This window comes from Microbacterium sp. LWH3-1.2 (assembly GCF_040675855.1).
Lineage (GTDB): Bacteria > Actinomycetota > Actinomycetes > Actinomycetales > Microbacteriaceae > Microbacterium.
The window spans coordinates 3,807,680-3,825,693 of the sequence record NZ_JBEGIK010000001.1 but is presented as its reverse complement, the minus strand read 5'-3'; the positions used below and the strand labels follow the sequence as shown (position 1 = coordinate 3,825,693).

General features: G+C 67.7%; 19 protein-coding genes. 12 read left to right on the top strand and 7 right to left on the bottom strand.

Features of this window, described 5'->3' with window-relative positions; translation table 11 throughout:
* Nucleotides 1-2 precede the first annotated feature (2 nt).
* Nucleotides 3-2,339 (bottom strand): glycosyl hydrolase family 95 catalytic domain-containing protein, encoded by a 2,337-nt coding sequence (locus MRBLWH3_RS17920; RefSeq protein WP_363434939.1) that lies wholly within the window; start codon nt 2,337-2,339, stop codon nt 3-5.
* A gap of 557 nt (nt 2,340-2,896) precedes the next feature.
* Nucleotides 2,897-3,937 carry a LacI family DNA-binding transcriptional regulator gene (locus tag MRBLWH3_RS17915; RefSeq protein WP_363434936.1) on the bottom strand — a complete coding sequence of 347 codons (1,041 nt, stop codon included), beginning with the start codon at nt 3,935-3,937 and terminating at the stop codon, nt 2,897-2,899.
* Between the two features lie 336 nt (nt 3,938-4,273).
* Here MRBLWH3_RS17915 and MRBLWH3_RS17910 point away from each other — a divergent pair, with 336 nt between their 5' ends.
* Together MRBLWH3_RS17910 and MRBLWH3_RS17905 are read left to right on the top strand one after the other, a co-directional pair.
* Nucleotides 4,274-5,290, top strand: a complete 1,017-nt coding sequence (locus tag MRBLWH3_RS17910; protein ID WP_414685386.1) for an aldo/keto reductase — start codon at nt 4,274-4,276, stop codon at nt 5,288-5,290.
* The gene (locus MRBLWH3_RS17905) at nt 5,287-6,612 is read left to right on the top strand and encodes an L-fuconate dehydratase (protein WP_363434931.1); all 1,326 of its coding nucleotides are present in this window, start codon (nt 5,287-5,289) and stop codon (nt 6,610-6,612) included. Before MRBLWH3_RS17910 ends, MRBLWH3_RS17905 begins: the two co-directional genes overlap by 4 nt.
* Here the strand turns inward: MRBLWH3_RS17905 and MRBLWH3_RS17900 are convergent.
* Nucleotides 6,570-7,313 carry a FadR/GntR family transcriptional regulator gene (locus MRBLWH3_RS17900; RefSeq protein ID WP_363434928.1) on the bottom strand — a complete coding sequence of 248 codons (744 nt, stop codon included), beginning with the start codon at nt 7,311-7,313 and terminating at the stop codon, nt 6,570-6,572. The genes MRBLWH3_RS17905 and MRBLWH3_RS17900 overlap by 43 nt on opposite strands.
* A gap of 192 nt (nt 7,314-7,505) precedes the next feature.
* On the opposite strand from MRBLWH3_RS17900, the gene MRBLWH3_RS17895 reads away from it, so the two are divergent.
* Together MRBLWH3_RS17895 and MRBLWH3_RS17890 are read left to right on the top strand one after the other, a co-directional pair.
* A complete protein-coding gene (locus MRBLWH3_RS17895) occupies nt 7,506-7,640 on the top strand; it encodes a hypothetical protein (protein WP_363434925.1) in 135 nt (44 codons plus the stop codon).
* A gap of 196 nt (nt 7,641-7,836) precedes the next feature.
* Nucleotides 7,837-8,160, top strand: a complete 324-nt coding sequence (locus MRBLWH3_RS17890; protein WP_363434923.1) for a carboxymuconolactone decarboxylase family protein — start codon at nt 7,837-7,839, stop codon at nt 8,158-8,160.
* A 22-nt stretch (nt 8,161-8,182) separates the two neighbouring features.
* On the opposite strand, the gene MRBLWH3_RS17885 is transcribed toward MRBLWH3_RS17890, so the two are convergent.
* Entirely contained in the window at nt 8,183-10,426 is a 2,244-nt protein-coding gene (locus MRBLWH3_RS17885) for a LuxR C-terminal-related transcriptional regulator (RefSeq protein WP_422656403.1), read from the bottom strand.
* Nucleotides 10,427-10,570: 144 nt separating this feature from the next.
* Here MRBLWH3_RS17885 and MRBLWH3_RS17880 point away from each other — a divergent pair, with 144 nt between their 5' ends.
* A complete protein-coding gene (locus MRBLWH3_RS17880; RefSeq protein WP_363434920.1) occupies nt 10,571-11,185 on the top strand; it encodes a DUF1349 domain-containing protein in 615 nt (204 codons plus the stop codon).
* A 13-nt stretch (nt 11,186-11,198) separates the two neighbouring features.
* On the opposite strand, the gene MRBLWH3_RS17875 is transcribed toward MRBLWH3_RS17880, so the two are convergent.
* Nucleotides 11,199-11,675 (bottom strand): winged helix-turn-helix transcriptional regulator, encoded by a 477-nt coding sequence (locus MRBLWH3_RS17875; RefSeq protein WP_363434917.1) that lies wholly within the window; start codon nt 11,673-11,675, stop codon nt 11,199-11,201.
* 102 nt (nt 11,676-11,777) lie between these two features.
* Between MRBLWH3_RS17875 and MRBLWH3_RS17870 the strand changes: the two genes are divergently transcribed.
* From MRBLWH3_RS17870 to MRBLWH3_RS17850, 5 genes are all read left to right on the top strand, one after another.
* A complete protein-coding gene (locus MRBLWH3_RS17870; RefSeq protein ID WP_363434914.1) occupies nt 11,778-12,299 on the top strand; it encodes an SRPBCC family protein in 522 nt (173 codons plus the stop codon).
* 40 nt (nt 12,300-12,339) lie between these two features.
* Nucleotides 12,340-13,170, top strand: coding sequence for a zinc-ribbon domain-containing protein (locus MRBLWH3_RS17865; protein ID WP_363434911.1), 831 nt, complete (start codon nt 12,340-12,342; stop codon nt 13,168-13,170).
* A gap of 60 nt (nt 13,171-13,230) precedes the next feature.
* The gene (locus tag MRBLWH3_RS17860) at nt 13,231-13,437 is read left to right on the top strand and encodes a hypothetical protein (RefSeq protein ID WP_341997298.1); all 207 of its coding nucleotides are present in this window, start codon (nt 13,231-13,233) and stop codon (nt 13,435-13,437) included.
* 74 nt (nt 13,438-13,511) lie between these two features.
* Nucleotides 13,512-13,745, top strand: coding sequence for a hypothetical protein (locus MRBLWH3_RS17855; RefSeq protein ID WP_363434908.1), 234 nt, complete (start codon nt 13,512-13,514; stop codon nt 13,743-13,745).
* A 165-nt stretch (nt 13,746-13,910) separates the two neighbouring features.
* Nucleotides 13,911-15,281, top strand: coding sequence for an MFS transporter (locus MRBLWH3_RS17850; RefSeq protein WP_363434905.1), 1,371 nt, complete (start codon nt 13,911-13,913; stop codon nt 15,279-15,281).
* Between the two features lie 72 nt (nt 15,282-15,353).
* Here the strand turns inward: MRBLWH3_RS17850 and MRBLWH3_RS17845 are convergent, their stop codons facing one another.
* Nucleotides 15,354-15,776, bottom strand: a complete 423-nt coding sequence (locus tag MRBLWH3_RS17845) for a hypothetical protein (protein ID WP_363434903.1) — start codon at nt 15,774-15,776, stop codon at nt 15,354-15,356.
* A gap of 4 nt (nt 15,777-15,780) precedes the next feature.
* The gene (locus tag MRBLWH3_RS17840) at nt 15,781-16,533 is read right to left on the bottom strand and encodes a CDP-alcohol phosphatidyltransferase family protein (protein ID WP_363434901.1); all 753 of its coding nucleotides are present in this window, start codon (nt 16,531-16,533) and stop codon (nt 15,781-15,783) included.
* A 20-nt stretch (nt 16,534-16,553) separates the two neighbouring features.
* Here MRBLWH3_RS17840 and MRBLWH3_RS17835 point away from each other — a divergent pair, with 20 nt between their 5' ends.
* Both MRBLWH3_RS17835 and MRBLWH3_RS17830 read left to right on the top strand, forming a co-directional pair.
* Nucleotides 16,554-17,585 (top strand): zinc-dependent alcohol dehydrogenase, encoded by a 1,032-nt coding sequence (locus MRBLWH3_RS17835; protein WP_363434899.1) that lies wholly within the window; start codon nt 16,554-16,556, stop codon nt 17,583-17,585.
* Nucleotides 17,582-17,977 (top strand): 6-pyruvoyl trahydropterin synthase family protein, encoded by a 396-nt coding sequence (locus tag MRBLWH3_RS17830; RefSeq protein WP_363434896.1) that lies wholly within the window; start codon nt 17,582-17,584, stop codon nt 17,975-17,977. Before MRBLWH3_RS17835 ends, MRBLWH3_RS17830 begins: the two co-directional genes overlap by 4 nt.
* The last annotated feature ends 37 nt before the right edge of the window (nt 17,978-18,014 follow it).

The window sequence follows — 18,014 nt, the reverse complement described above, 5'->3', positions numbered from 1 at the left end:
GATCATGTGACGAGGACCGAATAGCGGCCGGGTTCGCCGCGCCAGGTCAGCCGTCGGCGTTCCCCGAGGCCGAGCGTCTCCTTCAGCACGTCCACGAGGCCCTGAGGGCCGATCACGCGCGTCTCGAGGTGCGCGGCGAGTTCGATCGTCGTCTCGATGCCCGGTTGGTGGATCGTGGCCGATTCGAGCGTGTGGTCTGTCCACGTGAGCCCGACGGTGTAGCCGCCGCGAGCACGCAGCCCTCGAACGGACCCCGCGGACCAACTCGGCGGCAGGGTCGGCAGAAGGCTGATGGCATCGTCGTGGCTCTGTACGAGCAGTTCCGCCATGCCGGCGCTCCCACCGAGGTTCCCATCGATCTGGAACACTGGTGCGCGTCCATCCAGGGGGTGCGTATCGAGGAGTGATTCTGAACTGAGCTCCTCAACGAGCCCACGGATCGACTCCTCGGCAAGCGCGGCATCGCCCAATCGGGCTGCAAGACACAGCGCCCATGCCCTGCTCCAGCCGGTGTGGCCTCCGCCGTTCGCGAGCCGGACCCGCAGCGCCCGTGCAGCAGCCTCGAGTAGCTCCGGATTGCGCCTCGGCGTGATGCGGGAGCCCGGGAACACCCCGTACAGATGAGACACATGACGATGACCGAGCTCCATGGGGACGCGTTCTGAGTCCCATTCGAGCAGGTCGCCGGCCTCGCCAACGAGCGGTGGGCGAACCCGAGCAAGCGCAGTCGCCACCTCGTCCATCAGGCCGGCGTTTGCGTGGCCCGCGATACGGCCCGCCACCAGGTAATTGGTGAATGCCTCGAGGACGAGCTCCTGATCCATGGCGGCGCCGCGTGAGACGGCGTGGTACGCGCCGTCGAGTTCGAAGGCGTGCTCCGGTGATGTCGAGGGGCTGAAGACGAGCCATCCGTCCTCGTCCTCCTCCAGCATGTCGAGCGCGAAGCTGATCGTGGCCTCGAACACCGGCACGGCCTTTGCGGCCAGAGCTTCCGCGTCAGCAGGATCGGCGAAAGCGATGTGCTCGGCAAGATGCGCCGACAGCCAGAGCAGGCCCGACGGCCAGTTCGCCCACTCGGGCTTCCCGCTGACGGCGGGAGTGAATCGCCAGAGATCTGTGTTGTGATGGACGGCCGAACCGCGCGCGGAATAGACCGTTCGAGCCGTCTCGCTGCCGGCAACAGCGAGATCGGAGACAAGGCTCAGCAGCGGGAGATGCAGCTCCGCAAGGCCCGTCACCTCCGCTGGCCAGTAGTTCATCTGCGCGTTGATGTTCGTGGTGTAGTTGCAGCTCCAGGATGGGCGGCGGGTGGTGTTCCAGATGCCCTGCAGATTCGCCGCCTGGGTGCCTTCTCGCGAACTCGCGATCAGCAGGTACCGCCCCAGAGCGAAGTAGCGCTCGGCCGCAGTGGCGGATTCATTGTTCGACGGTGACAGATCCAGCTCGACGCGATCGAATAGCGCTCTGTGATCCAAGATGTGCTCGCGCAGAAGATGCTCGGTCGTGTGGTCAAGCGCCGCCGTCACGAGAGAGCGCGCCTCATCCGCGAGCGCCGAAAGGTCAGCCACCGGGCTCTGGTCCCATCCACGGAATCCGGTGACGGCGGAAGCGATCAAGCGTCGGCTCCCGCCCCGCTCCTCGCACGCGATCGTGATCGCCCAGCCCATCCCGGCGGCTACGGTCCCCTCGGGGCCGGGCGTCGATTCGTCGTAGATCAGATCCTCGCCGGCCGCCATCACGTACTCCGGCAGGGCGTGACTCGGCGCGCGGCCCGTTGCCACCAGCCAGCTCGTGTCTCCGACGACCCACTCGATGACGCTGTGGGGGTGTTCGCTTTCGAACGTCACCGTGCCGTCGCCGACTTGTCCCGTCGCCTCGGCGACCAGGACTCCGTGTGGCGAAGTGACGAATGTGCTCAGCTCGGCTGGACCCGTCTCGCTCAGATAGCGCACCGCGGCCACGGCAGAATCGAGGTCCAGCTCCCGTGAGTAGGCGGTCGCGTCTGCCTGCGCATCACTCAGCGCGGCTCCATACCGCCACGTGATCCGTCCCAAGGGCTGGTATGACTGTGTCCACCGATCGCTTTGGAGGCCAGTGGCGAGCCGGTCTGCGTCGGCGTAGCGGTGATGGCGGATCGCGGCGCGCACCTCCTCGATCGCGGTCGAGGAGGACACCGGGGCGACGGTCTGCGGTCCGCCCGACCACAGGGTGTCGACGTTGACGTCGAACGACTCTGCGACCGGCTGCCCTCCGACGGCTGCTCCGAGTGACCCGTTGCCGAGCAGGAAGCAGTCCAGGAACTGGCGGGCGGGGCTGTCGAGCGTGATTCGCTGTGTCATCGGGGTTCCAAGTCCGGGGGAGGGGGGTCTGTCGCGGCAGGCTACTGATTCTGAAATCAGGAGGCGCCGCGGGGGGTTCTGCCAGATCTACACGTACCGGGCCGCCACGACGCTCTCGAGACCGGTGAGAATCTGCGGATTCTGAAGCGCACCTTCGCCCTCAAGAGAGAAATCGACCTGCCAGAAAGTCACCGGTCCAGCGGATACTGCTGATGAATCGCTCACCCGAGTTCGCCCGACTTTCATCGTGTTGCGCCAGCTTCGGGGCGCTAGATGTGCTGATCGGGGACATCTTCGTCTTTCGTGCTCGAGGTGCGTCAGGCATCGGCATAATGCGAATGTTTACGTAATCATCCGATGTTTAGATTATGCTCTCAAGGTCAGCAAGTGTCAAGCTGCCCGGGGTAGGACGTCCAATGTGGTGTCCCGGCGGGTGTACGCGTCAGATGCCCCCGCTCGTCAGCCTCGACCCCGCGCTCATTGAAGCGAACCGACACGTCAGACACCACTGCTGCGCGCCAGCAGCCCGCCGAGCAGTCGCGGCGCCGCTCGGCGGGTCAGGAAGCTGGGCGCTCGCGGAAGGGGCCGGTCGATGCTCGGAGGATGAACTCCGTATCGATCAAGCGTCTTCCAGCTGGGACTTCACGCCGCTCGATCTGGTCCACGAGCAGCGTCACAGCGGTCGCGCCTGCGATCTCGAAATGCTGGCGTACTGTCGTGAGCGGGGGCCAGAATTGCGCCGACTCAGCCATGTCGTCGAACCCGACGACGCTGACGGCTGCGGGAACGGCGACTCCGCGCTCGTGAAACGCGCGAAGCGCGCCGAGCGCCATCTGGTCATTTGCGGCGAAGACCGCGCTCACTCCGCCGCGAGCCGCGAGTTCGAGACCCGCCGCATAGCCCGAATCCGGTGTCCAATCGCCGATGACCGGGTCGGGGACGAGGCGATCAGCGTCCTCGAGGCGAGAACGCCACGCTCTCGCACGTGCAGCTGCGGCGTTCGACTCCGGTGGTCCAGCGATATGCCACACCGTTGGGTGTCCGAGGGACAGGAGATGGTCGACGGCGAGTCGGGCGCCTTGCTCCTGATTCGCGTCCACCGACGGGTGCTCGAAGGCCGCCCCGGCATCGACGATCACCGCGGGGACCCCCGAGGGCAGCTCGAGCGCAGCAGTGGCCGACTTGCTCGTCTCCAGGATGAGGATGATGCCGTCGACGGCGTCCTGTCCGAGCCTCCGCATAGCCCAGGAGAAGTCGGCCGTGCCCGGTTCGTCGGGGGCGTGTTGTATTGAGATCAGTTCGACCGCGTAGCTCCTCCGCGCGGCTTCGTCGGCGATCGCGCTCACGGTTCGAATGTTGCCGAGGGTCTCGAGTCCGAATGCGACAACGGCGATAGAGCGGAACTCGCCACTGCGCAGGGCCCTCGCAGCGATGTTCGGACGGTAGCCGAGTTCCTCCATCGCCAGTTCCACACGTCGGCGGGTTCGCTCGGCGACGTTTCCGATGTTGTTGGCGACTCGCGAGACGGTCTGACCGGACACGCCTGCGAGCTCGGCCACGTCGCGCATCGACACCGAGCGAGTGCGCTCTGACGGCATCGGCACCCTTTCCAACCGGCTTGCTATCCGTTGACGTCAACAGGCTACCCGTTGGTACGTGCACGTGGTCGTCTCCGTTCGGTTTTCGAAGAGCTCCTGCGAGCGGATAAGCGGGTACGGAGCCAGCTCGATCAATGGGCGACAGTCCGGATCCTGTGGGCTTGAATGACCGACGTACACGATTGCGAGCCTGACGTCTCCGCAAGTCATCAGATGTATTGTGGCGAATCGCGGAAGAATGCGGCGAAACGTCGGCGGAACAGTGGCCGATTGATATGATCTACGCTGCACCAGGTCAGTCCGCAGGCCGGGGCTGTCTGCCGTGAGGAGGTTCGGATGTCTGTCGTGCATTCGCCTTGGTCAGTGAGGTCATCGGGTCCACTCGGATTCGGGGCGGCCCAGCTCGGCAATCTGGGGCGGGAGACCACGAAGGAGGAGGCGCGGGCCGCCGTTGATGCTGCGTGGGACGAGGGCATCCGGTATTTCGACACTGCCCCGCATTATGGTCTCGGGCTGTCCGAGTGCCGTCTCGGCGCGGCGCTTGCGGATCGTCCGCGAGACCAATTCGTCCTGTCCACCAAAGTCGGCAGGCTCATCGTGGACGACCCGGCAGATGTCGTGCGTCCGGACGATGAAGGGTTTGTCGTGTCCGGCGTGCGACGGCGTCGCTGGGATCTGAGCCGCGACGGCATCCGTCGCTCGATCGACGAGAGCCTCACGCGCCTTTCTCTCGACAGGGTGGACATCGCATACCTGCATGATCCGGATGCCTTGCGGACGCAGGCCCTCGATGAAGCGCTGCCCGCTCTTATCGAGCTTCGCGATGAAGGAGTGGTGCGGGCAGTCGGAGCCGGCATGAATCAATCGGCGATGCTCGCCGAATTCGTTCGGGAGTTGCCGATCGACGTGGTGATGCTCGCGGGTCGCTTCACCTTGTTCGAGCAGACTGCGCTCGACGATCTCTTGCCGCTCGCCCTCCAGCGCGGAACAAGCGTCGTGGCCGCCGGCGTCTACAACTCCGGACTGCTCAGCAACTCGACGGTTCCCGACGGTGCGTCCTACGACTACGGCCCCGCGCCGCGTCCGATAATCGAGCGAGTCCGTGAGATCGCTGCGATTTGTGCACGTTACGGCGCAGACCTGCCGACTGTCGCTCTGCAATTCCCGTTCCGGCACCCCGCCATCTCGTCCGTCGTGATCGGAATGAGGACGGCATCCCACGTGCGCAGCAATATCGAGCGGCTCCACGCCGCGATCGACCCGGAACTCTGGTCGGCGCTCGCCGACGCCGACGTGATCCCCGCCGAACTCGCCACTCCGTCCATTTCTTCGATCGAACAGGCATCCCCATGACGACCATCACCGCTGTGCGCGTACACGACGTTCGCTTTCCGACCTCGCTGAGCATGGACGGCTCCGACGCGATGAACAAGGACGGCGACTACTCAGCCGCGTACGTCGTCCTGGAGACGGACGAGCCAGGACTGGCCGGCTACGGCTTCACCTTCACCATCGGTCGCGGCAACGACCTCGCGGTGGAGGCCGCGCGCCAGCGTGCCCTCCCTCTCATCGGGCTCGATGTCGACGAAGCGGTCGGCGACCTCGGCGGGGTGTATAGCCGTCTCGCGAGCGACTCGCAGCTGCGCTGGCTGGGTCCGGAGAAGGGCGTGGTGCATCTCGGGATGGCGGCCGCGATGAACGCGGTGTGGGATCTCGCTGCTCGTCGAGCCGGCAAGCCTTTGTGGCGCCTCCTCGTCGACATGACTCCCGAGCAGCTGGTCGACGCCGCGGATCTCCGTTATCTCTCCGACGCCCTGACCCGTGACGAGGCCATCGCGATCCTCTCCGAGATGGCTCCGACACGGGCCGAGCGGATCGCCGCGCTCGAGGCACGCGGCGGCTATCCGTGCTACACGACGAGCGCTGGCTGGCTGGGCTACAGCGACGACAAGCTCCGCCGCTTGCTGCAGGAAGCGGTCGACGCGGGCTATCGGCACCTCAAGCTCAAGGTGGGCGCCGACCTGCAGGACGACATCCGTCGCCTCCGCATCGCGCGCGAGGTCATCGGGTGGGACACGCACCTGATGATCGATGCGAATCAGGTATGGGATGTGCCGGAGGCGATCGAATGGATCAGCGCCCTGGCGGAGTTCAAGCCGCTATGGATCGAGGAGCCGACGAGCCCCGATGACGTGCTCGGCCACGCTGCCGTCCGGAGGGCGGTGGCGCCGATCGGCGTCGCGACCGGAGAGCACGGCATGAATCGAGTGCTGTTCAAGCAGATGTTCCAGGCGGAGGCCATCGACTTCTGCCAGCTCGACTCCGCCCGCCTGGCAAGCGTAAACGAGATCCTCGCCGTGTATCTCATGGCGAAGAAGTTCGACGTACCGGTGTGCCCGCACGCAGGAGGGGTGGGGCTCTGCGAGCTCGTCCAGCATTTGTCGATCTTCGACTATGTGGCCGTCTCCGGCTCGCTGGAGAATCGAGTCACCGAGTTCGTCGACCACCTGCATGAGCACTTCGTCGATCCGTGCATCGTCGACAACGGGCACTATGTCCTGCCCTCCCGACCCGGATACAGCGCGCAGATGTTCGAGTCATCGGTGGCGGAGTGGGACTTCCCCTCCGGCGGCTACTGGGCGTCACCGCGTGACGAGGGATTGTCGGTCGCATGATCGACCGCGAACTGTTCGACTCCGAGGATGTGGGCCGCCATCCTGATGCGGGCGCCGTCGGGACTTCCCGCACGTAACTGATCGACGATGGCACGGTGCTCGGCCTGGGTCGCGGCGATGGAGCCCCCCTCACGCACAGCGCGCCCGATCCGGATGCGCATGGTGCGTCCGACCAGCGAGTCTATGAACGCGGCGAGCGTGGGGTTCTCAGTCGCTTGTGCGATGCGGGAGTGGAATTCCGAGTCGCCGTCGATGAACGCCTCGACGTCCATCGCGTCGAGATCGGCGGTCGATGCGTCCATCCGGTCGAGGATGGCCTCGAGCTCGGACAATCCAGACTCGTCGATGCACGTCGCCGCCAGGGCAGCGCTCTCGACCTCGAGAAATCGGCGCACCTGCAGCAACTGGCCGCTCGTGGAGGGATCTCGCAGGTCGGCCAGGAACGCCAGCGAACTCATGAGCACAGAGGGGTCCAACGAGGTCACGTACGTTCCGTCGCCCTGGCGCGTCTCAAGGACCCCCAGGATCACGAGCGCGCGCACACCTTCGCGGAGCGGTCCGCGCGACACGCCGAGCGCTGCGGCGAGTTCCTTCTCGATGGGAAGGCGCGAGCCGGCCGAAAGGCTGCCGTCAACGATCATCGCCTTGATGCCATGGATGACAACGTCCGTCTGCGAACGGTTCGGCTCGGGGGTGGTCATTTCCCCAGTGTACGAACGGGGCGTCGGCGAGGCGTGCTAGCCGCACCCGGTTTGACCGGCGACCGATGATCATGGTCAGTCACCCACATCGGCCGGTGTGGGCCAGATCGAGCCGAGGGTGCTGGGCCATGGAGGGCATCAGTGCGATGGTCGTCTATGACGACCTTGGGGGTAGGAAGGGACGATCGGCGGGTGGGCACCGAGACGAGTGCGAAGTGGGAGGGCACGCCGAGCGTCTTGGCGAACAAGGGGAGGGAAGAGAGCTGTCCGCGGGTCCGCATCACCGCCCCGATCATCATCCCGCCGAACACGATGGTGCTCGTGTGACGGCTGCTCATCGCCTGGCCGATGTAGGGAAGCGCCGCCACCGAGATTTCGATGGTTGCGGCATTCGGTGCCATGATGCCGCGCGTCACCTTGCCCCCGGGCGGTTCACGCTATCTATGTGGTGCGTCGACGACCGCTGCCGTGTGAATGTGGGGGGATCATTCCGCAGCTTGTTCGCGAAGGTGGGAGACCGGCGTTGGATGGATCTGAGCTTCTCCGGCGGTTCTGCATCGGCGACCCCGCCCTCGCAGATGATTCCGGCGAACTCTGGTCGCGATGTCTCGATCACCGCACTCGAGACCTCATCCGGATCGGTGCGCTCATCGCGATGTCGGCACCGGACGTGTCGTTGCGGACCGCCATCGACGACGCGCTCTCCGCGGGCGTCGCCGCCGAGGAGATCATCGCCGTGATGGATGGACTGGTCACCGTCGTCGGCCTGCCCAGGGCGGTTGCGGCGGCCCCGCGCATCGCGTCCGCGCTCGGCTACACCGAGGACCTGCAGAACGACGAGCGCTGAGCGGCGGGCGGCGACCTGTCGCCTACGCGCCGAGGAGGCCGATCGCGACGGCGCGTTCGACCGCGCCGCCTCGGGTGGTCACTCCGAGCTTGCGGTAGATCGAGCTGAGCTGCGAACTCACCGTGTTCCGCGAGACATACAGACGCTGGCCGACCTCGGCGATCGTCAGGTGCGTCTGCAGGTACGGCAGCAGGCGCAGTTCGGCAGGCGTCAGCGGCACCGTTCCTTCGGCGTGCGGTTCGACCGCGAGCCCGGCCCGGAACTCCTCGATCTGCGTGGCGATGCTGCCGACGTCGGGCCGCTTCTCCAGCAGGCGGCCGCACTCCGCGAGGAGATGGAACGCTGCTGAGCGGTCGCCGAGCATGACGTGGGCCTTGGCGAGCTGGAGGCGCACGCGCAGGGACAGCCAGGGGAGCAGATGGGTGCAGCCGATCCGAGCCCGCATGCCGCGAGCGAGGAGGCGCTCGCCGCGCTCGCGGTCGCCGCCGTGCACGGCCACGCGGGCGGCGACCGCGAGGGCGAGGGCCGTCGTCGGGTAACCCTCCATGTGGCTCGCGTCGATCGCGTCGACACCGCGCCGAGCATGGGCCGCGGCGGCGACCCAATGGCCGTCGTCGATTGCGATCAGCGCGAGCTCGGGCTCGCTCAAGATGACGGTGTCGGGGTTCTGCATGACCGTCGCCAGTTCGACCGCCTGTGCGAAGACGCCGCGCGCGGTGCCCGGATCCCCCGACAACAGGAGTGCTGAGCCCCAGAGGTGAAGGGCCTGATCGCGCCACGGGCTTTCCACGGGCTCATTCTCGAGGGCGTAGGCCGCGTCGACGATCACCTGTTCGTACCCGTGGACGCACATCGCGGCGCGCACCATGGCACGTGCGGATTCGAACAGCACGCGGTCTTCGTCGGGGAAGCCGCTCGCGTCGACCTCGTCGAGCAGTCGCGCCCACTTCTCCCCTTCCCGCACCTCGCCGAGCAGAACGGCGGTCCACGTCCTCGACACCACGAGCGCGGGATTGGCGATGAGCACGTCGTCGCCCAGGTCGTCCAGCCAGCGCCGCGTCGTCATGACCTGGCCCTGCCCGTACATGGCGAGGCCCAGGTCCGCGACGAGTGCGGCAGCACGTGCGGACTCCTTCGCTTGGAGGAGGTGCTCGACCGCGAACGCGGGCGCGCCCCGTTCCTCGTGCCAGGTCGCTGCGCGCCGATGCAGGTCGGCTGCAGCCTCGGAGCCTTCCGACTTTTCCAGCTCCGCGAGGAGATACTCGCGGAACAAGGCGTGGAAGCGGAACCAGCTGCGTTTCCTGTCCATCGGGACGAGGAACAGGTTCGCCTCTTCGAGTTCGTAGAGCCGGTTGCGGGCGTCTTCGATCTGCAACACGGCGTTGCACGCCTCCGGTGAGACCTGTTCGAGCACGGCGCTGCGGCGCAGGAACCGCTGGGTCGGCTCAGGGAGCCGCGAGATGCACTCGCGGTAGAGGTAGTCGGCAACGTACCGTTCCTCGCCCGTGACGGTCGTGGCGTCGCCGCCCGCACGCGCGACGAGCGCGCACAGGTATAGGCCGGTGGGCCAGCCTTCGCATTTCGCCACGATCCCGGCGAGGTCGGTCGCGGCGACACCGGAGGCTCCGGCCTCGTCGAACAGCAGGCGGGCGTCGTCGACGTCGAGCGACAGATCCTCGGCCGAGATCTCCCAGACGACACCCTGGGCCCGCAGCCGGGCGAGAAACGGAGGCGCCTGCCGGCCCGCGAGGACGACCTGTGAACCGGCCGGCACCCGCGCCAGGATCACTTCGAGGGCGTCCTGGCACGCCGTGGAGGCGACGAGGTGCAGATCATCGATGAAGAGGACGAAGTCGTCGGTTGTGGAGGCCACCGCTGCGGCGAGCAGCGGAGCGGAACGCCCGAGCGCGGTCGCCCCGATGCCGCGCATCTCGTCGACGACGGCCGCTGCGACCGCCGAGAAATTGGAGCACGCGGATGCGAGGATCGGCAGCAGTGTCGCGGGATCGTCGTCGGTGCGCTCGAGCGAGGCCCAGGCTGCCGCGCGAGTCTCGGTGGAGGCCCATTCGGCGAGCATCGTGGACTTGCCGTACCCGGCAGGAGCAGCGATCGAGACGATGCGGGCACCGCTCGCCCGGGCACGATCGATCTCGTGGTGTCTGCTGACAGCATTGGTCCGCCAGGGCGGGACCTGGGTCTTGCTCTCGAGCAGCACCGCCTGCAGATCGCGTCCCCCCAGGAGCGACTCGCGGAGCATGTCCGGCACGGTCCGAATCATAGGGGGCGGGGTGAAACCACCACAAACGGTGCGCGCGACGGGGGGCGCCGATCCCTCCAACGTCGTCGCGACAGATACGGTCGTAGTCTGCTGCCGGGCGCCCGCCGCAGCGTCAAGCGAGAGGGAGCGATGATGTCGACGCCGAGTGTGGAGGGACTGCCCGACCTGGAGTGGACGCACGGCCCGTCCATGGCGCAGTACGACGAACCGGGCCGTGCTCTCGAGCTGACCTGCGGTGCCGGTGTCGACTGGACGAACGATGCGACCGGCGCACCGCCGCAGCACGAGGCATCCAGTCTCTCCTTCGTCGCACCGGGTTCGCCGTTCATGCTGCAGGCGCGGGTCGAGGTCGTCGGCGAGCGCACGACCTTCGACGCCGGGGTGCTGACGATCTGGCGTGACAGCGACCACTGGGCGAAGCTCTGCTTCGAGTACTCGCCGCAGGGCGACGCGATGGTGGTCAGCGTGGTCACCCGCGGCTCATCGGATGACGTGAACTCCGCAGTGGTCGCCCACCGCGCGGTGTGGCTGCGGATCGCGCACCTGGGCGGGGACGCCTGGGCGTTCCATGCTTCACACGACGGCGTGCGATGGGATTTCGTGCGGCTGTTCTCGCTCGCCGAGGGCGCCTCGCCCGCCCGCGTAGGCTTCATGGCGCAGGCGCCGCTCGGCGAGTCGTGCACGGCGCGGTTCGACGAGATCGTCCTGAGGGAGGCCCTGGTGTCGAACCTCCGCGACGGATCGTAGACGGATGCTGCGCCTATGAGTGAGCGCGCGAGCCACCGCGCCGCGCGGCCAGGTACTCGGCGGGCATGCCGGGCCCGATCTGGATCGCGACCTCTTCCGCCGGCACCACGCCGCACGCGACGCACGTCGCCGCGGCGTGGACCGCGTTGTCGCACACCGAATGGCGGTAGAGGATCGGGGGATCGATCGGTGACGCCCAGTCGTCGCCCCACTCCGTGAGTGCGATCAGCGAAACAGCCAGCGCCCGGCCTTTCGGCGTCAGCACGTAGTCGACCGCACCGTCCCGCTCCATGATGCCGGCGGCGACGAACGACTCCAGCCGCGAGGCGAGGATGTTCGTCGCGATGCCGAGGTTGTGCTGGAAGTCGCCGAACCGCGTCACCCGAGCGAACAGGGCGTCGCGGACGATGAGCAGGCTCCAGCGCTCCCCGACCATCTCGAGGGAGCGCGCGATCGAGCACACCTGCGTGTCGTAGGTCTTGCCGAGCATGCGTCGAATCTACCACTTGCGTGATGCAAGCAGCACGACTAGGGTCACTTGCGTCACACAAGTCATCGACTCGAACGGGTCGCGAGCAAGGGAGCAGGAAGCATGACCGCGAGCTTCACCACGACGATCACCGTGGATGCCTCGGCACAGGACGCTTTCGACGCGATCAATGACGTCGCAGGATGGTGGGGACGGACCACCGGTTCGACCACCGAGGTGGGCGGCGAGTTCGTCTACGTCGTCCCGGGCCTGCACTACAGCGGATTCCGGGTCACCGAGCTGGAGCCCGGCCGCCGGGTGACCTGGCTGGTCACCGGCAGCCATCTCGACTTCGTCGCCGACAAGCAGGAGTGGAACGGCACGACCGTCCGGTTCGACATCCTCGAGGATGACGCGCGCACGCGAGTCGTCTTCACCCACGACGGGCTCACGGCAGACGATGACTGCTACGACATCTGCACCAACGCGTGGGGCATGTTCGTGAACGGCAGCCTCAAGGCGCGGATCGAGACCGGCGAGGGCGCGCCGTACGCGTTCGGCGGCGCCGAGGAACTGACCGCCGCGGACCATGTTGAACTCCACAACCAGGTCGCCGCTGCAGCCGAGGTCCGCGACGGCCGCTAGCCGTCGCGGCCGTGTCGGGGGTCCCGCCTAGAGTGCGCCCATGCCGGAGAGGGTGGAACTGTGGTGGGCGAGACGCCAGTTCTCGAAGGGCGTCGAGGTGCCGTACCCGGTGGGCACCTACCGGACGCACTGGGCGGCGTATCCTGCGCTCATCCGGCAGTACCACCCGGATCTGAATGCCGGCATCACCTTGACTCAGGTGCCCCCGGCCGCTGACGTGCTGCTGCTGTGGCAGTGCGAGGCCGGACATACGTTCGCGGCCACCCCGTCGGAGCAGCGCGAGCGCCCCGACCGCGAGCGCCGCCGCTCGGCCTGGTGTCCGGAGTGCTCGGCTCTGGCGAACCCACCGCGCATCGCGACGCGGCCGTCCGGAGCCGAGCGTGTGCCGCACCGCAAACCGCCGCGCAGGCTGTGTGCCAAGACCCCGGAACTGCCGGCGGGGGAGCCGTTCGTGAGCGTGTGCGCCCCGAAGCCGGCGTCGGCTGTCGAAGCGCGGGTGCGCGCAGACGTGTTCGCGAAGCTCGCGGTCACACCGGGCTTCACGGCGATCCGCACCTCGCGGCCGTTCTTCGACCACCTCGAGGTGTGGCCAGACATTCTCCTCCCGGAGCTCCGGATCGCGCTCGAGTACGACACCGTCGGCAAGCACGGGCTGGAGCACGTGGGCAGGCGCGAGGAGGCGGACCGCCGCCAAGACCGCGTCATCCGCGCAGCCGGATGGGAGGTGGTCCGCGTGCGGACGGGGAAACTCGAGCCGATCGGTCCGCACGACATCGTGATGTCGTCCTGGACCACGCGTGGCAGTGGACTCGTCATCGAGGCACTGCGCGGGATCCGTGGTGCACTCATCGTCGATGCGTACCTGAGGTGACTCCGCGCGTGCGGCGCGCGCGTGTCCGAGGTCGTCGTTACGGTAGTGGGCGGAGGGGACATGAAGACGAAGAGACTCGCCCGCACCGCGTCGCGCCTGCCACGCCGGGGCCACGTCCTGGTGACCGTGTCGGTGGTCGACGAGAACGGGTTCACGTCCCAGTACGAGACCGTCGAGGTGCCCGTGGGGGCACTGCGCGACGGTGTCGCCGCGATCCACCTCGCAGCGGTGGATGCCGCGGCCGACGCTGACAGCCGAACCGCCTAGTCCGACGCACGCACTGTTGCGCCCGGGTTCCTCGCGCTCTACCATCGAACATAGATTCGATGAAGGAGCGCATCATGCGGATGGTTGCACGTGAGGATGTTCAGGTCTGGTGCGAGCAGGGGCGGCCGGTGCGCCTCGTCGTCGACCATGAGCGGTGGCGCATCATCGACACGCCGACTCGGAGCGACGGCGGCCGGTTGTTCCAGAGCTGGCGGTTCACCGCGCGCAGCGACGTCGACCACCGGACGCGCGTGATGGACGTCGAAGAGGTCGACGGTCAGTGGATGCTCGTCGCTGCGTGGGACTGACGGAGGCCCGCCGGTCGGCGGCCCTCTGCCGAAGCGAGAAGATCCGTCGAACTTCACTCGCCCTGGCCGGATCAACCCCTTGAAACCTGAATCGTGCGTCAGGTAACGTCCCGCAAGGCGGTTCTCCCCGAGTCGCCACCGCGCTCTACAAGGAGGTACCGGCGCATGGCATCACCCCAGACACCCCCGGTCTCGATGAAGCAGTCGAGCCTGCGGCGGGTCGTCACGGCCTCGATGGCGGGCACCGTCGTCGAGTGGTACGAGTTCTTCCTCTACGCCACTGCCGCGACGCTCGTCTTCAACAAGATCATGTTCCCGCCGTCGGACGACCCGTACGCCCCCATCATCGCGGCGTTCGTGACCTACGCGGTCGGCTTCATCGCCCGTCCGCTGGGCGGCATCGTCTTCGGCCATTTCGGCGACAAGTACGGGCGCAAGAAGCTGCTGCAGTTCGCGATCATCCTGGTGGGCGTGGCGACCTTCCTGATGGGATGCCTCCCCACGTTCGACATGATCGGCTACTGGGCTCCTGCCCTTCTGGTGGCACTGCGGTTCGCGCAGGGGTTCGCCGTCGGCGGTGAGTGGGGCGGCGCGGTCCTGCTCGTCGCGGAGCACTCGCCGAACAAGACGCGCGGCTTCTGGGCGTCGTGGCCGCAGGCAGCCGTGCCCATCGGAAACCTGGTGGCGACGGTCGTCCTGCTCGTGCTCAGCCGCACGCTCACCGAGGAGCAGTTCCTCTCGTGGGGCTGGCGGATCGGCTTCTGGCTGTCGGTCGTCATCGTCGCGATCGGCTACTACGTCCGCACGCGCGTCACCGACGCGCCGATCTTCCTCGAGGTGCAGAAAGAGGTCGAGCAGTCGACGGCACTGCGCTTCGGTGTGCTCGAGGTGCTCAAGCGCTACCCGCGCGGCGTTCTCACGGCGATGGGCCTCCGGTTCGCGGAGAACATCATGTACTACCTCGTCGTGACGTTCTCGATCACGTACCTGGCTGTGGCTCTCGAGGTCGACACGGCCGAGATCCTGGGTCTCCTCGTCATCTCGCACATCGTCCACATGATCGTCATTCCGCTCATCGGCGGCCTGACCGACAAGATCGGCCGCAAGCCGGTGTACCTGATCGGCACGCTCGGGGCGGCCGCCTGGGGCTTCATCGCCTTCCCCATGTTCGACACGCGCAACCCTGCGATCATCGTGGCCGCGATCAGCCTGGGCCTGTTCATCCACGCCTTCATGTACGCGCCACAGCCGGCGATCATGTCCGAGATGTTCCCGACGCGCATGCGCTATTCGGGCGTCTCGCTCGGCTACCAGGTGACGTCGATCGTCGCGGGCTCGCTCGCGCCCATCATCGCGACGGCGCTCCTGGCCAGCACCGGCTCGTACATCCCGGTCGCCGTCTACCTCGCGATCGCCGCGGCGATCACCCTCATCGCGGTCATCTCCATGCGCGAGACGAAGGGGTCGTCGCTCCACGAGCTCGACCGTCTCGACGAGGAGAAACTCGCGGCCGAGAAGGTGCCCGCGGGCGCCTGAGCCTCACCCGGACCGCCCCGCCACCCCGGTGGCGGGGCGGTCCGCGGTTCTCGCGACCCGGTCGGTCGTCGACTAGACGCCCGTGGCGTGCCGGCGCATGCCTGGCACCGGCTGCGGGCGCAGCACCATCGCCGTCGTGATCCCGAGGATCACGATGCCGATCGACTCGACGATCACGGTCTGGGGTACGAGCGTGAAGTTCCACGCCTGGTGGATGCCGAACAGCCCCACCGTGAGTGCCAGGACGAGGGCTCCCAGCGTCGCGATGAGGAACAGCAGGCTCAGAACGGTCACGAGTTGCAGGAGGCGACCGCGAAGGAGCAGCATCCCCGCAGCCAGGACGAGCCCGGCCACGCCGTTGAGGATGAACATCACCCCCAGGAAGCCGCCGACGCCGTTCAACGCGAGATAGACGTGGATGCCGCCTGCGGCGAGGAGGGCGATCGCGCTGAGGATGCGCATGGTCCAGAGCGCGCGCCCACTGGATTCGGTCATGGTCCTACCTGCTCTCTTCCGGAGGTGAGGTGGTCGACGCCTTCTCGAGGGAAACGAGCCGGGCGCCCGCGAGGTTCACACGGATGAGCCAGAGGACGTCGCGTCCGAAGGACTCGAGCACCAGCAGGAGCGCCGCCACAGCGACGACGGCATTCACCGCGGCGGGCAGCAGCTGGGACGCGACGATGGCCAGGGCGATGCCGCAAGCGGCCGTGACGACCTTGCGCCAAGAGCGCGGGGGCAGCGTCCGCCTCATCCACGGCAGCCACAGGCCGGCGATGACGAACGCGTACCTGAGGAGGCCGATCGTGAGCACCCACCAGCCGACGTACCGTGCGTCATACACGCACAGGACGAGCAGCAGGAAGGCGTCGACCTCCATGTCGAAGCGCCCGCCCAGCTCGCTCTCGCTGCGGGTCCGACGGGCGACGTACCCGTCGACGCCGTCCAGCGCGAGCGCCACGGCGACGAGCGTGACCAGCAGCGCAGTCGACACCGCGTCCGCGAAGGACGCCACCACCAGAGCGGTCACGAGCCCCACGAACATCGATCGCGTCGCGGTGACCGCGTTCGCGGGTCCGAAGCGTTCGACCCGCCCGCGGCGGATGCCCCGGCTCAGCAAAGCCGTCGACACCACGAGATACCCGATGCCTGTCGTCCACGCCGCCGCCGTCAGCGCCGTCGCCATGCCGATCGCGATCATCCCGGCGAATCCGGCCGCGACCCACCACCAGGGCACCCACTGAACTTTTCCCATGCGCGCTCCGTGTACTCCTCATGGCGGTCACGGGGAACACGACGCAGGGACCCGCTGAGGTTCACCACGAGATTCCGGATGCTGCGACCGCATGGTGGTCGATCGCCCCGGGGCAGGGCGAGTTCCGCAGTGAGCCGGTGCCCGATGTCTCCGACGGTGAGGCGTCGGTGCGGACGCTCTACACCGGCGTCAGCCGGGGAACCGAGTCGCTGGTCGCCCGGGGAGAGGTGCCGGAGTCGGAGCACGAGCGCATGCGCGCGCCCTTCCAGGCAGGCGAGTTCCCGTTCCCGGTGAAGTACGGGTACCTCAGCGTCGGAACGGTCGAACACGGGCCCGCCTGGCTCCGCGGCCGCACCGTGTTCGCCCTGTTCCCGCACCAGTCCCGTTTCGTCGTGCCCGCCGACGCCCTCCATCCGCTGCCGGATGGTGTTCCGCCGCGCCGGGCGGTGCTCGCCGGGGCGGTCGAGACCGCGGTCAATGTGCTCTGGGATGCCGCCCCGCTGGTCGGCGACCGGGTGGTCGTCGTCGGCGCGGGCATGATCGGGTGCGCGATCGCGCGTGTGGCGCGCGGCATCCCGGGTTCCGATGTCACTCTCGTCGATGTCGACCCCGCGCGCGCGATCACCGCCGAGGCGCTCGACGTCGGCTTCGCCCTCGCGTCCGACGATGTCCCGCAGGCCGACGTCGTGATCGAGGCCAGCGGCGCAGGTGCCGGTCTGAACCTGGCGCTGGCCATCGCGCCCACCGACGGCGAGGTGGTCGTCGCCAGCTGGTACGGCAACCGTCCGGTCTGGCTCGAGCTCGGCGCGGACTTCCACTCTCGCCGCATCGCTCTCCGGCCGAGTCAGGTCGGCGCGGTCGCGGCACGCCGGAGAGGCTCCCGCACGACGCGCAACCGGCTTGCGCTCGCCCTGCGACTGCTCGAGGATCCCGCATACGACGCGCTGCTCAGCGGCACCTCGTCCTGGCGGCAGCTGTCCGAGGTCACCGCGGCGCTCGCCGACGGCACCGCCGATGAACTGTGCCACACGATCGATTGGACTGCCGAATGAGCTTCAGCCTCACCGTCCGCGACCACCTCATGATCGCCCACAGCCTGCGCGGCGAGGTCTTCGGACCCGCGCAGCAGCTGCACGGCGCGACGTTCCTCGTCGACGCGACGTTCCGTGCCGACGAGCTCGACGAGCACGGCGTCGTCGTCGACATCGGCCGCGCGAGCGAGGTGCTTCGCGAGATCGTGGGCGCCCTGACCTACCGCAACCTCGACGAGGAGCCCGACCTGCAGGGGGTGAACACCACGACCGAGCGACTGTGCCAGATCATCGGCGACCGCCTGGTCGCGCGCGTACGCGTCGGCGATGTCGGCGAGGCGCGGCTGAGCGGGATCGTCGTCACGCTGCACGAGTCGCACGTCGCGTGGGCGTCCTACGAGGTGGCGATGTGACGGATGCTCCGTCCCTCCGCTTCGTCGTCCCCGCGGG

Excerpts from the sequence above, each read along its gene's own strand:
- MRBLWH3_RS17840 (WP_363434901.1), bottom strand. The coding sequence starts at position 16,533 with ATGGGAAAAGTTCAGTGGGTGCCCTGGTGGTGGGTCGCGGCCGGATTC.
- MRBLWH3_RS17845 (WP_363434903.1), bottom strand. The coding sequence starts at position 15,776 with ATGACCGAATCCAGTGGGCGCGCGCTCTGGACCATGCGCATCCTCAGC.
- MRBLWH3_RS17860 (WP_341997298.1), top strand. The coding sequence starts at position 13,231 with ATGAAGACGAAGAGACTCGCCCGCACCGCGTCGCGCCTGCCACGCCGG.
- MRBLWH3_RS17880 (WP_363434920.1), top strand. The coding sequence starts at position 10,571 with ATGTCGACGCCGAGTGTGGAGGGACTGCCCGACCTGGAGTGGACGCAC.
- MRBLWH3_RS17875 (WP_363434917.1), bottom strand. The coding sequence starts at position 11,675 with ATGCTCGGCAAGACCTACGACACGCAGGTGTGCTCGATCGCGCGCTCC.
- MRBLWH3_RS17835 (WP_363434899.1), top strand. The coding sequence starts at position 16,554 with ATGGCGGTCACGGGGAACACGACGCAGGGACCCGCTGAGGTTCACCAC.
- MRBLWH3_RS17920 (WP_363434939.1), bottom strand. The coding sequence starts at position 2,339 with ATGACACAGCGAATCACGCTCGACAGCCCCGCCCGCCAGTTCCTGGAC.
- MRBLWH3_RS17850 (WP_363434905.1), top strand. The coding sequence starts at position 13,911 with ATGGCATCACCCCAGACACCCCCGGTCTCGATGAAGCAGTCGAGCCTG.
- MRBLWH3_RS17910 (WP_414685386.1), top strand. The coding sequence starts at position 4,274 with ATGTCTGTCGTGCATTCGCCTTGGTCAGTGAGGTCATCGGGTCCACTC.
- MRBLWH3_RS17865 (WP_363434911.1), top strand. The coding sequence starts at position 12,340 with ATGCCGGAGAGGGTGGAACTGTGGTGGGCGAGACGCCAGTTCTCGAAG.
- MRBLWH3_RS17870 (WP_363434914.1), top strand. The coding sequence starts at position 11,778 with ATGACCGCGAGCTTCACCACGACGATCACCGTGGATGCCTCGGCACAG.
- MRBLWH3_RS17905 (WP_363434931.1), top strand. The coding sequence starts at position 5,287 with ATGACGACCATCACCGCTGTGCGCGTACACGACGTTCGCTTTCCGACC.
- MRBLWH3_RS17855 (WP_363434908.1), top strand. The coding sequence starts at position 13,512 with ATGCGGATGGTTGCACGTGAGGATGTTCAGGTCTGGTGCGAGCAGGGG.
- MRBLWH3_RS17900 (WP_363434928.1), bottom strand. The coding sequence starts at position 7,313 with ATGACCACCCCCGAGCCGAACCGTTCGCAGACGGACGTTGTCATCCAT.
- MRBLWH3_RS17915 (WP_363434936.1), bottom strand. The coding sequence starts at position 3,937 with ATGCCGTCAGAGCGCACTCGCTCGGTGTCGATGCGCGACGTGGCCGAG.
- MRBLWH3_RS17830 (WP_363434896.1), top strand. The coding sequence starts at position 17,582 with ATGAGCTTCAGCCTCACCGTCCGCGACCACCTCATGATCGCCCACAGC.